Source organism: Tsukamurella soli (genome assembly GCF_039541155.1).
Lineage (GTDB): Bacteria > Actinomycetota > Actinomycetes > Mycobacteriales > Mycobacteriaceae > Tsukamurella > Tsukamurella soli.
Genome location: NZ_BAABFR010000131.1, coordinates 1 through 11,786 on the forward strand (window position 1 = coordinate 1; position 11,786 = coordinate 11,786).

The following is an 11,786-nucleotide window of genomic DNA, read 5'->3' on the forward strand; positions in this document are numbered from 1 at the left end:
GAGGACGCCGCGATCGTCGCCGCGCTCGCCGCCCGCACCGAGGACCGTGCGCTCGTGCTCACCGACGCCGTCTACAGCGCCGACGGCGGCCTCGCCCCCGTCGCGCAGCTCTACGCGGCCGCACGCGAGCATCGCGCCGTGCTGCTGGTCGACGAGGCCCACGGCCTGGGCGTGCGCGGCGCCGGCGGCCGCGGTCTGGTGCACGAGCTGGGGCTGGCGGGCGCGCCCGACCTGGTCGTCACGGCGACCATGTCGAAGGCGCTCGGTGCGCAGGGTGGCGTGGTGATCGGCTCGGCAGCCGTCCGCGCCCACCTCGTCGACGCCGCCCGCGCGTTCATCTTCGACACCGGCCTCGCCCCCGCGGCGGTCGCTGCTGCCGACGCCGCGCTCGCGGTGCTGGCCGCCGAGCCGGGGCTGTCCTCCGCCGTCCTCGCTCGGGCCGCGCAGCTGGCCGCCGGTATCGCTGCGCCGCAGCCGCATTCGGCCGTCGTCTCGCTGACACTCGGCGATCCGGAGGTGGCCGTCGACGCCGCCCGCAGGTGCGCAGACCGCGGCGTCCGGGTCGGGTGCTTCCGCCCGCCATCGGTGCCCGAGGGCACGTCCCGGCTGCGGCTCACAGCCCGCGCCGACCTCACTCCGGCCGAGGTCGACCGTGCCGTCGCGGCCGTGCAGGCGGCGACGGCCGAGGCGCGGCGTTCATCTCGCGGGGGCCGGGGGTGACGGTCGTCGCCGTCACCGGCACGTCGACGGGGGTGGGGAAGACGGTGACCGCAGCGGCCATCGCGGCGGCCGCACGCGCCGCGGGCGGCGATGTCGTCGTGGTCAAACCCGCGCAGACCGGCTTCGGCCCCGACGACGCCGTCGACGGTGACGGTGCCGAGCCCGACACTGCGGTGGTCGGACGGCTCGCGCAGGTCACCGCCATCGAGCATGTGCGCTTTCCCGACCCGCTCGCGCCGCTCACCGCCGCGCGCCGCGCGGGCCTGTGCCCGCTGCTGCGCGGTGCCGCGGGCGATCTGGTCCGTCGTCACGACCGTCCCGGGCGGCTCACGCTCGTGGAGGGTGCCGGCGGTGTGCTGGTGCGCCTCGGCACGGACCGCGACGGAACGCCGTTCACGCTGATCGACCTCGCGGGCGACCTCGCCGCGTCGGTCGTCGTGGTCGCGGAGCCCGCGCTGGGCACGTTGAACCACACGGAACTGACCACCCGTGCCCTCGCCGCGGCGGGAGTGCGGTGCGCAGGTATCGTCCTGTCCCGGTGGCCCGAGCGGCCCGGCCTCGCCGAGCGGTGCAATCTCACGGAACTCCCGGAGCTGACCGGTGTCCCCGTCGTCGGTCGAGTGCCCGACGGTGCCGCTCACCTGCGGCCCGAGGATTTCGCCCGGGCGGCGCAGGGCTGGTTCGAGCCCGGCTGGATCGCGGGACTGGGTGCCGCGGACATCGCTCGTACTTGAACGATGTTTAATCCGGCGCCTTGAACGCTGTACAATTCTCCGGGAGTCCCCGTCGGCCCGGCGGGCGGACGCGAACCAGCCCGCGTGAAAACAAGGAGTCCCGCATGACCGGCGTTCTGGCCGACATCCTCGACATCGCCCGCGACCAGGTACTCGAGCGCGGGGAGGGACTGACGCAGGAGCAGACCCTCGCCGTGCTGCAGCTGCCGGACGAGCGCCTCGACGACCTGCTCCAACTCGCGCACGACGTGCGGATGCGCTGGTGTGGTCCCGAGGTCGAGGTCGAGGGCATCATCAGCCTCAAGACCGGCGGCTGCCCCGAGGACTGCCATTTCTGCAGCCAGTCCGGCCTGTTCGAATCGCCGGTCCGCTCGGCGTGGATCGACATCCCATCGCTGGTGGAGGCCGCCAAGCAGACCCAGAAGACGGGCGCCACCGAGTTCTGCATCGTCGCCGCCGTGCGCGGTCCGGACAAGCGGCTGATGAGTCAGGTCGCCGCCGGCATCGAGGCGATCCGGAACGAGGTGGACATCCAGATCGCGTGCAGCCTGGGCATGCTCACCCAGGAGCAGGTCGACGAGCTGGCCGCGATGGGCGTGCACCGCTACAACCACAACCTCGAGACGTCGCGGAGCCACTTCCCCAACGTGGTCACCACCCACACCTGGGAGGAGCGCTGGGGCACCCTGAAGATGGTGCGTGCGGCCGGCATGGAGGTGTGCTGCGGCGGCATCCTCGGTATGGGCGAGACGCTCGAGCAGCGCGCCGAGTTCGCCGCGGACCTCGCGTCGCTGGAGCCCGACGAGGTGCCGCTCAACTTCCTCAACCCGCGCCCGGGCACCCCGTTCGGCGACCTCGACGTGATGCCCGCGACCGAGGCCCTCCGCGCGGTCGCGGCGTTCCGGCTCGCGCTGCCCAGGACCATCCTCCGGTTCGCCGGTGGACGGGAGATCACGCTCGGCGACCTGGGCGCCGAGAAGGGCATCCTCGGCGGCATCAACGCCGTCATCGTCGGCAATTACCTCACCACCCTCGGCCGGCCGGCCGAGTCGGACCTCGATCTGCTCAATGAGCTGAAGATGCCGATCAAGGCCCTCAACGAGAGCCTGTGACAGCCGTGGCAGTCGCGCCCGAGCCGGTGTACTGCGAGTTCACCGGACACCCGCTTGCGGAGAACGTCCCGATCCCCGAGACGGCGCGGCTCGGCCTCGAGCCTCCCCGCTACTGCCGCTTCTGCGGCCGCCGGATGATCGTGCAGGTCGCGCCCCACGGCTGGCACGCCCGATGCTCACGGCACGGCGACCTCGAGTCCACTCCGGCGGGCGAGCTCGGGCGGCTGTCCCGCGGAACTGATTAAGCTGAGCAGAGTGGTCGATCTTCCCCCTCTGCAGGTCTCTGCGCGGAGCAACGCTCCCGCGCGACGCTTCTCGGCGGTGCCCGTCGTGGTCGCCCTTGTGCTCGGCGCCACTGCGGGGCTGATCTGGGGTCTGTGGGCGCCGGGGGTGCAGGGCATCGTGACGCGTCACGGGACCGGCTACTACGACGGCCAGACGGACAACTTCTTCCTCGCCGTCGTCGGGTTCGTGGTGCTGTCCCTGGTCGGAGGGCTCGCCACCGGCGCCCTCGTCTTCCGGTCCGGCCGGCGCAGCGTCGTCGGCGTGTGGATCGCCGTCGGCAGCGGCGCGCTGGCGGTGATCCTCGCGACCGCGCTCGGCCAGGCGATCGCCGGCGCCCGGTACGTGGGGCCCGGCGGCCTCGGCTCGGAGTTCACCAAGGCCCCGACGCTCCGCCTCGGCGGATCGGAGCTGCTCGGCCACGCGGACGCCGCCGCCACGGGAGTGTTCCCCTGGCTGGCCTCGTGGGTCGTCCTGATCGTCTGGCCCGCGGCGACGGCGCTGTGGTGCCTCGCCGCCGCGGCCACCGCCGGCCCGGCACATCTCGACGAGCCCGCCGACGACCCACTCGACGAGATCGGCGCCCCGGTACCCGACGGTGCCAGCACACCCGGCACTGTCGACCCTGCAGCGCGCTGACCTCGGTACTACTTCGTCACGGACTCCGGTACGCCCAGGGCGCGGTAGAAGTCGTCGGGGATGATCAGGGACTCGGGGCGTAACTGGTCGATCGAGTCCAGGCCGAGCCCCAGCAGCGCGGAGTCGATCCCGCTGCGCAGGATGTCGAAGACGTTCTCGACACCGGCCTGGCCGTTGGCGGCGAGGCCCCACAGGTACGCGCGTCCGATCATCACGGCGCGCGCACCCAGCGCCACGGCCTTGACCACGTCGGACCCGCGGCGGATGCCGCCGTCCAGCAGCACCTCGACCTCGTCTCCGACGGCGTCGGCGATCGGGTTGAGGCATCGGATGATGCCGGGCGTCCCGTCGAGATTGTTGCCGCCGTGGTTGGAGACCGAGATGGCGGAGACACCGGCGTCCACCGCTCGCTTGGCGTCGTCCACGCGGCAGACGCCCTTGAGCATGAACGGCCCGCCCCACTCGCGGACCATCCACTCGACGTCCTCCCAGGTGGGCGGCGGCGTGTTCATCCACTCGTAGTAGGCGCCGAAGAACGTCGGGCCCTTCGCCTCGCCGGGGCCGGCGAGGTTGGGCGCGGTGAGGTCCGGGATGGCGCCGGACTTGGCGAACCGCCACAGCCATCCGGGCCGACGGATCACCTCGGGCGCCATCCGCACTGCGGCCTTGATGTCGACCTTCTCGGGGATCTCGGGGCTGCCCCAGTCGCGGCCCATCGAGAACGACCAGTCCAGCGTGGCGATGAGCGCCTTGGCGCCGGCCCGGCGGGCGCGCTCCATGCGCTGGATCATCACGTCCCGGTCGCCGGTCCAGTACATCTGGAAGAACGTGTTCGGGTTGGCCTCCGCGACCTCCTCGATCGATCGGGACGCGAAGTTGGACAGGCCCATGATCGTGCCGCGGGCGGCGGCGGCGCGGGCGACCGCGACCTCGCCGTCCGGGTGCACGGCCTGCACGCCGGTGGGGGAGACGATCACCGGCAGCGACACGTCGATGCCCAGCACCGACGTGTTCATCGCGCGCTCGGGCTTGTGGCCCGCCACGTGTGGGGCGAATCCGAGGGCCTTGAACGCGGCCTCGTTGTCGTGGATGGTCTGCCCGCGTTCGGAGCCGGCCACTAGCGCGCCGTACACCGACGCCGGCAGCCGCTTCTGCGCGCGCCGCTGTGCGACGGCGACGGACTCGAACCAGGGGTTCTGCTTCCAGGGGTTCTCGATCTTCATGTCTGAATCGATGCCTTCGGGGTTCTATCGGGTGGTTACGGGGGCGTCCGGGACGAAGCCCGCGAGCGGCGACGCGGCGCATGCCGAGACGGGCGGAGCGGCGTCCGGCTTGCGGGCGGTCAGTGTGAGCATGACGGGCTGATTGCGCGTGGGATTGCGCTTGGAGTGGTCCTGCGACGGTGCCGGCACCGTCCGGTCGCCGCCCAGGGCGGGCTCGCCGTAGCCCTGCACGCATTCGGGATCGGGGCCGTCGAGCGGCAGGCCGGTGAAGAACTTCGCGGCCATGCATCCGCCCCGGCACGAGTCGTAGGCGTGGCAGCTCGCGCAGGCGCCGCCGGTCTGCGGTGCGCGGAGGTCGGCGAACAGGTCGGAGGTCTGCCAGACGGTCTGGAAGCCACCGTCGGCGAGCAGGTTCCCGGCCTTGAAGCTGTCGTGGATGGCGAACGGGCAGGCGTAGACGTCCCCGACCGGGTCGATCAGGCACACGACGCGTCCGGCGCCGCACAGGTTGAGGCCGGGCAGCGACTCGCCGAACGCCGCCAGATGGAAGAACGAATCGCCGGTCAGGACGTTCTCGCCGCTGCGCAGCAGCCACTCGTACAGGTCGCGCTGCTGCTCGGGCAGCGGATGCAGCTCGTCCCACACATCGGCGCCGCGGCCCGAGGGACGCAGACGTGTCAGCCGCAGCATCGCCCCGTACTCGTCGGCCAGCGCCTTGAACTCGTCGAGCTGGCCCACGTTCTGGCGGGTCACGACCACGCTGATCTTGGCGTCGCGGAATCCGGCGTCGCGCAGGTTGCGCAGGGCGCGCAGCGCCGTGTCGTACGAGCCGGGGCCGCGCACGTAGTCGTTGACCTCGGCGGTGGCACCGTCGAGCGAGATCTGCACGTCCACGTAGGGGGTGCGGGCGAGGAACTCCGCCTTCTCGCGATTGATCCGCACGCCGTTGGTGGAGAACTTCACGCCCACCTTGTGGGCGACCGAGTACTCGACGAGCTCCCAGAAGTCGGGGCGGATCGTCGGCTCGCCGCCGCCGATGTTGACGTAGAACACCTGCATGCGCTCGAGCTCGTCGATGACAGCCTTGCACTGCTCGGTGGTGAGCTCGCGGGGGTCGCGGCGCCCGGAGGAGGACAGGCAGTGAGCGCACTCGAGGTTGCACGCGTAGGTGAGCTCCCAGGTCAGGCAGATCGGGGCGTCGAGGCCGAGCTCGAACTGCTGGATCAGCGTGCCGCCCTGCGGGCGCTGCGGCTTCGGTCGTGCGGCGCCGGTGCGTCCGGGGACGATCGGGTCGGCGTAGGGGAGCCCGAGGACGGGGCGCTCCCGGGTCTCGGATGCGGGGGATTCAAGGGTGGTCATGCCGCGGCACCTCCATGCGGGTCGGCGCGACGGATCATGTCTCCCGCCGCGAGTCCGGCCAGCGCGCTGAGATACGCGGGCCAGGTCTTCTCGTCGATTCCGGCCGCGACCAGCGCGGCCCGTACATCCGGTGCGTCCGCGAGAGCGCGGACCACCGCTACCAGCTCCGGCCTCTTGAGGAACGTCAGCCGGCGGTTGCCGAAGTGGTAGAGCAGAGCCCCGAACGGCTCCGGGCGCAGCGCCACCGACGGCGAGGTGGTCCAGTGCTCGTCCAACATCTGTTCGCGCAACGCCACGTCCTCCATCTGCGTGCCCTTCGTCTCCGTATCGGGTGTCGTCATCGGTGCAGCCGGGTCAGTAGACGCCGCACATGCCGTCGATCGATACGTCCTCGATGAGGCTCTCGGCGACGAGTTCGGTGTCGTCGGTGGTCGTGGTCTGATCCGCCATGAGTGCATCTCCTTCTGGTTGGGGGTCACGTCACCGGACTCGATGTGACGTGCCACACACAATAGATGCACTCAATGCATAAAGTAAACCCCCCGCGCGAGATTGCTACCGTGAACCCATGGCGAGTCCGACGCGACGGCAGATTCGGCGCCCGCCGACTGTCGGCAGACCCGAGGCCACCTCACTGGGCGACATCGAGCAGGCGGCGTTCCGCCTGTTCGCGGAGCGCGGCTTCGACAAGACGACGATGGATGCGATCGCCGCCGAGGCCGGAGTGGCGCGCCGCACCCTGTTTCGCTACTACCGGTCCAAGAACGACATCCCGTGGGGGCGGTTCGACCTGACGCTCGACCATTTCCGGGCGCTACTCGCAGCGGCGCCCGTCGACCTCCCGCTGTTCGAGGCGGTGCACGGCGCCGTCGTCGAGTTCAACCGGTTCGACCCGACGGCCGCGCCCACCCATCGCGAACGCATGGCGCTGATCCTCGGCACGCCCGCACTGGAGGCGCACTCCGTGCTGCGCTACGGGGAGTGGCGGGCGGTGATCGCCGAGTACGTCGCGGGGCGGACGGGCGTCGCGCCGACCGACCTGCTCCCGCAGACCGTGGGTCACGTCAGCCTCGCGTTGTCGCTGGCCGCGTACGAGAGATGGCTCGGCGACCCGGGCGCGGATCTGCTCCAGCTGCTCTCGTCGGCGATGACGGAACTGCGTGCCTACCTCGGGCGTGCCTCCTGACTCCCGTCGCGACGCTCGGATGGGCGAATAGGCGCTATCCGGAGGTTTTTCGGGTCTAGTTCCGCACTTGTGCGTGCATCCGAGTGGCGCGTGTCATATGATCGGGTAAAGACCCGAGCGAATGGAGGCTCATTGTGGTGCGCGACCTGACTGAGCTGGAACTGCTCACCGAGCTCGAGCCCGTGGTGGCCGAGAACATCGACCGACACCTCGGGGTGGCGAAGAACTGGAACCCGCACGACTACGTGCCGTGGACCGACGGACGCAACTTCGCCGCGCTGGGCGGACAGGACTGGGAGCTCTCGCAGTCTCCTCTGTCCGAGGTCGCGCGGGTGGCCATGATCACCAACCTGCTGACCGAGGACAACCTCCCCAGCTACCACCGCACCATCGCCGACAACTTCTCCCTCGACGGTGCCTGGGGTACCTGGGTCGGCCGGTGGACAGCCGAGGAGAACCGGCACGCCATCGCCATGCGCGACTACCTGCTCGTCACGCGCAGTGTCGACCCGGTCAAGCTCGAGCAGGATCGGATGACGCACCTCGAGCTCGGCGTCGCGGCGCCCGACGGCTACGGTGGGGCGCTCGACCAGGTCGTGTACGTGACCATTCAGGAGCTCGCCACCCGCGTCAGCCACCGTCAGACGGCACGTGTGTGCGACGAGCCGGTGGCCGACAGGTTGCTCAAGCGCATCGCCGCCGACGAGAACCTGCACATGATCTTCTATCGCAACATCACCTCCGCCGCGCTCGACCTCGCACCGGATCAGGCGATGGAGGCGATCCACAAGATCACCACCCACTTCGTCATGCCGGGGGAGGGTAAGCCCGACTTCCGGCGCAACGGCGTGCTGATGGTCAAGCACGGCATCTACGACCTGCGGCAGCACCTGGACGAGGTGCTCAAACCGATCTTCAAGATCTGGCGGGTGTTCGATCGGGACGATCTCACCGCGCGTGGCGAGCAGAAGCGCGAGGAGCTCGCGGCGTACATGGCGGAACTCGAGAAGAGCGTCGTCCGGTTCGAGGAGGCCCGTGCGCGTGCGGTCGCGCGGGAGCGCGCCCGGGCCGCGAGACGCGGTCTCGACCCGGCGACGCTGGCGGTCGGCGCCCGCTGACTGCTCAGTCCTGCAGGGCGAGAAAGCGTGTCGCGGCCTCGCGGCCGGCGGTGAGCAGCCCGTCGACCTGTTGGCGGGTCAGGTCGAAGTCGAGTGCTCCGACGGTGCCGGTGTCGACGTACACGGTGCGGCGGTTCACGCCCTCCTCGTCCAGGCGGTAGCGGCGGGAGTCCTCGTTGGTCAGCGCCCCGAGACAGGCGAGGGCGAGGAACGGCGCACCGCGGACGGGATGGTCCGGTGTGTCGGCGGGCGGCTCGGCGGACAGCTTGACGCCCCAGGTGGGCCATCGCTCCGGAAGTCCGTCGGTCCGGTCGAAGACGGTGATGGGGAAGTTGTCCAGCAGGCCGCCGTCGATCCAGGTGCAGGTGCCGCGTGGCGTCGTGATCTCGACCGGACGGAAGTAGAAAGGGACGGCTGTGGAGGCGTGTACCGCGGCGGCCACGGACTGGGTGTCGCGGTCGAGGCCGTACTGGTCGTAGTCCCACGGCAGGCGCACGGATACCCGCCGGGTCAGGTCGGTGACCAGGCACACCGCGGCGTACCGCTGGTACGGCAGCAGGGAGGTGTCGGGATCGTCGTCGATGCGCAGGTCGGCCCAGGTGTGCACGCCGACATCCCCGAGTAGGGGCGTCAGCAGTTCCTCGACGAACCGGCCGGGGTGCGCGCCGTCGTGCAGCAGCACGCCGAGGCCGTCTCCGATGGGCCCGAGCATCTTCTGCAGTCCGCCGCCGTCGGCGAATCTGCGGTAGTCGATCGATTCCATGACCGGGAGGAGGTCGTGCAGGTCACGCCCGGCGCGTTGATACGCCGCGACCAGGGTGCCGACCAGGGCGCCCACGCTGGTCCCGGCGATCCGGGGGAAGCGATAGCCGGCCTCGGACAGCGTCAAGACCGCACCCAGCAGGGCCACGCCTTTCACTCCGCCGCCCTCGAGCACGAGGTCCACGTTCCGCACGGGACCCACCGAGCCTATGATATCGGTCACACCTCAAGCGTAGGCTGCTCGCTGCGGGTCGGGGTGAGCCGATTCGTGTGCGGCTCTCACCCCGGCGGGCGCAGCGTCGCGAACTCGTCGGTGACCCGCAGGTAGGTGTCCTGGAACCGGTACAGCGCGGGCGGGCGGCCGCCGGCGCGGCCGGAGCGTGCGGTGCTACCCGTGGCGGTGATGACGCTGCGCCGCGACAGTATCCGGAGCAGGTTGGTCGCGTCGACGGGGTAGCCGAGGACGGCGACGTAGATGTCCCGCAGCTCGGAGACGGGGAACTCGCGCGGCGCCAGCGCGAAGCCGATGTTGGTGTACGACAGGCGCGCCGCGAGCCGGGCACGGGCGCGGTGCACCATGACGCCGTGGTCGAATGCGGTGGTCGGCAGGTCGTCCACCGGGTGCCATGCGGTGTCGTCGGGGAGGCGGGGGTCCGTGCCCGCGCGGACGAGGCCGAGGAATGCGGAGGCCAGGGTGCGGCGGGCGTCGTCGGTGGGCGGCACGCGGTGTGGGTCGGAGAACTCGGCGAACTGCTCGAGGTGTGCGACGTCGGTGAGGTCGACCTTGTCGGCCAGCAGTCGGCGTGCGGAGGTGGGCAGATCCTCGTCAGGCCCCAACCGTCCGCCCGGTAACGCCCACGCGCCGGCGGCGGGCTCGAGCGCGCGCTGCCACAGCAGCACCGAGACGCGGCCGTCGTCGACCCGGAACACGACCGACAGCACCTCGTGGGCAGTACCTGTCGCGGCGCGGCCCGACGGCGACGTGGCGGTCGGGGAAGATCCGGTCGGGGACGTTCCGTGGGGTGGCACAACGGTCGATTCTGTCACGCGTGTCACGGTGCTGCTACAGTCGAGTCAGGGTTTTCGATCGATAAGCGAAAACTCGCCGGTAACCCCGACCCTTTCAGCTCGAGAACAGGAGGCAGAGTGATGACCACAGCCGCATCCCTGCCCGAGACCAGCTCGCCGCTCTACGACCGCGTCGTCGAGATGGGGGGACACTACGCCGGTGTCGAGCCCGACACCGAGTGGTTCGCCGAGGTCAAGCGACTCGCTGTGCTGCGCAACGCCACGATCCTGGCGCACAACTACGAGGTCCCCGCGATCCAGGACGTCGCCGACTTCGTGGGCGACTCGCTGGCCCTCTCCCGCATCGCGGCGGAGGTCACCACCGACACCATCGTCTTCTGCGGCGTGCACTTCATGGCCGAGACCGCCAAGATCCTCAGCCCCGAGAAGACGGTGCTGATCCCGGACCAGCGCGCCGGCTGCTCCCTCGCCGATTCGATCAAGGCCGTGGAGCTCGCGGAGTGGAAGGCCGAGCACCCCGGCGCCGCGGTGGTCTCGTACGTCAACACGACCGCCGAGATCAAGGCGCTCACGGACATCTGCTGCACGTCGTCGAACGCCGTCGAGGTGGTCGAGTCCATCCCCGCCGACCGCGAGATCCTCTTCCTCCCGGACCAGTTCCTGGGCGCGCACGTCAAGCGGGTCACCGGGCGGCAGAACCTGCACATCTGGGCGGGGGAGTGCCACGTGCACGCCGGCATCAACGGCGACGAGCTGGCCAAGCAGGCCCTCGACCACCCCGACGCCGAGCTGTACGTCCACCCCGAATGCGGTTGCGCCACCTCGGCTCTGTACCTCGCGGGCGAGGGAGCGGTCCCGCCGGAGCGGGTGAAGATCCTGTCCACCGGCGGCATGCTCGACGCCGCCCGTGCGACCGGCGCCAAGGAAGTGCTCGTGGCCACCGAGATCGGGATGCTGCACCAGCTGCGGCGCGCCGCTCCCAGCGTCGACTTCCGTGCCGTCAACGACCGCGCGTCCTGCAGGTACATGAAGATGATCACTCCCGCCGCGCTGCTGCGCTGCCTGGTGGAGGGACGCGACGAGGTGTTCGTCGACGATGACATGGCCGCCGCCGGTCGCGTCGCCGTCGAGCGCATGATCGGCATCGGCCAGCCTGGTGGCGGGGAGTAGGAGCCGGCGATGACCGACCTGCTCATCGTGGGCGCGGGGGTCGGCGGCCTGACCGCAGCGCTCGCGGCCGCGGAGGCCGGCCGCGACGTCACGGTGCTGTGCAAGCCGTCCCCCGACCGCGGGCCGGCCACGGCGACGGCGTTCGCGCAGGGCGGCGTCGCGGTGTGCGCTCCGGGCGATGCGTGCCTGGGCGACCCCGGCGACGCGGTGGAACTCCATGTCGCCGATACCGTGTCGGCCGGCGCCGGGCTGGTCGACGAGCTCGCGGCGCGGTCGATCCTCGCCGACGGCGAGGACGCGATCCGGCGGCTCATCGGATGGGGCGCGCGCTTCGACCCCACCTCGCACGGGCGGCTGCACCGCACGCGCGAGGGCGGGCACAGCGTCGCGCGCATCCTCCACGCGGGCGGCGACGCCACGGGCGCCGAGAAGTCGGAGGCCAAGCGGTCTTA

General features: G+C 70.9%; 14 protein-coding genes. 8 read left to right on the top strand and 6 right to left on the bottom strand.

The genetic code is table 11. The features are described from left to right. From ABD908_RS24410 to ABD908_RS24430, 5 genes are all read left to right on the top strand, one after another. The coding region (locus ABD908_RS24410; protein ID WP_345000954.1) for an aminotransferase class I/II-fold pyridoxal phosphate-dependent enzyme at window positions 1-720 on the top strand (720 nt) is incomplete at its 5' end. Further along, on the top strand, window positions 717-1,454 hold the full coding sequence (bioD, locus tag ABD908_RS24415) for a dethiobiotin synthase (RefSeq protein ID WP_345000956.1): 738 nt from the start codon (window positions 717-719) through the stop codon (window positions 1,452-1,454). The genes ABD908_RS24410 and bioD, both read left to right, overlap by 4 nt. Before the next feature lie 104 nt (window positions 1,455-1,558). Then, window positions 1,559-2,566, top strand: coding sequence for a biotin synthase BioB (gene bioB, locus ABD908_RS24420; protein WP_345000958.1), 1,008 nt, complete (start codon window positions 1,559-1,561; stop codon window positions 2,564-2,566). A 26-nt stretch (window positions 2,567-2,592) separates the two neighbouring features. Further along, on the top strand, window positions 2,593-2,811 hold the full coding sequence (gene bsaP, locus ABD908_RS24425; protein ID WP_345000977.1) for a biotin synthase auxiliary protein BsaP: 219 nt from the start codon (window positions 2,593-2,595) through the stop codon (window positions 2,809-2,811). 10 nt (window positions 2,812-2,821) lie between these two features. Continuing rightward, complete coding sequence (locus tag ABD908_RS24430; RefSeq protein ID WP_345000960.1) at window positions 2,822-3,487, top strand: hypothetical protein; 666 nt, start codon at window positions 2,822-2,824, stop codon at window positions 3,485-3,487. An 8-nt stretch (window positions 3,488-3,495) separates the two neighbouring features. Here the strand turns inward: ABD908_RS24430 and mftD are convergent, their stop codons facing one another. Genes mftD through mftA form a run of 4 tightly spaced genes read right to left on the bottom strand, consistent with a single transcriptional unit; the run spans window position 3,496 to window position 6,519 of the window. Next, entirely contained in the window at window positions 3,496-4,710 is a 1,215-nt protein-coding gene (mftD, locus tag ABD908_RS24435) for a pre-mycofactocin synthase MftD (RefSeq protein ID WP_345000962.1), read from the bottom strand. Window positions 4,711-4,734: 24 nt separating this feature from the next. Then, complete coding sequence (gene mftC, locus ABD908_RS24440) at window positions 4,735-6,069, bottom strand: mycofactocin radical SAM maturase (protein WP_345000964.1); 1,335 nt, start codon at window positions 6,067-6,069, stop codon at window positions 4,735-4,737. Next, entirely contained in the window at window positions 6,066-6,374 is a 309-nt protein-coding gene (mftB, locus tag ABD908_RS24445; protein ID WP_345000979.1) for a mycofactocin biosynthesis chaperone MftB, read from the bottom strand. The genes mftC and mftB overlap by 4 nt, the downstream gene beginning before the upstream one ends. A gap of 49 nt (window positions 6,375-6,423) precedes the next feature. Continuing rightward, window positions 6,424-6,519, bottom strand: coding sequence for a mycofactocin precursor MftA (gene mftA / locus ABD908_RS24450; protein WP_345000966.1), 96 nt, complete (start codon window positions 6,517-6,519; stop codon window positions 6,424-6,426). A 118-nt stretch (window positions 6,520-6,637) separates the two neighbouring features. Between mftA and mftR the strand changes: the two genes are divergently transcribed. Together mftR and ABD908_RS24460 are read left to right on the top strand one after the other, a co-directional pair. Then, entirely contained in the window at window positions 6,638-7,255 is a 618-nt protein-coding gene (gene mftR / locus ABD908_RS24455) for a mycofactocin system transcriptional regulator (RefSeq protein WP_345000968.1), read from the top strand. 134 nt (window positions 7,256-7,389) lie between these two features. After that, window positions 7,390-8,373 carry an acyl-ACP desaturase gene (locus ABD908_RS24460; RefSeq protein WP_345000970.1) on the top strand — a complete coding sequence of 328 codons (984 nt, stop codon included), beginning with the start codon at window positions 7,390-7,392 and terminating at the stop codon, window positions 8,371-8,373. A 4-nt stretch (window positions 8,374-8,377) separates the two neighbouring features. Here ABD908_RS24460 and ABD908_RS24465 read toward each other — a convergent pair whose 3' ends face one another. Both ABD908_RS24465 and ABD908_RS24470 read right to left on the bottom strand, forming a co-directional pair. Continuing rightward, on the bottom strand, window positions 8,378-9,358 hold the full coding sequence (locus ABD908_RS24465) for a patatin-like phospholipase family protein (protein WP_345000972.1): 981 nt from the start codon (window positions 9,356-9,358) through the stop codon (window positions 8,378-8,380). A 56-nt stretch (window positions 9,359-9,414) separates the two neighbouring features. Beyond that, a complete protein-coding gene (locus ABD908_RS24470; RefSeq protein WP_345000981.1) occupies window positions 9,415-10,077 on the bottom strand; it encodes an NUDIX hydrolase in 663 nt (220 codons plus the stop codon). A gap of 267 nt (window positions 10,078-10,344) precedes the next feature. Between ABD908_RS24470 and nadA the strand changes: the two genes are divergently transcribed. Beyond that, window positions 10,345-11,334 carry a quinolinate synthase NadA gene (gene nadA, locus ABD908_RS24475; RefSeq protein ID WP_345000984.1) on the top strand — a complete coding sequence of 330 codons (990 nt, stop codon included), beginning with the start codon at window positions 10,345-10,347 and terminating at the stop codon, window positions 11,332-11,334. Window positions 11,335-11,786 lie beyond the last annotated feature (452 nt).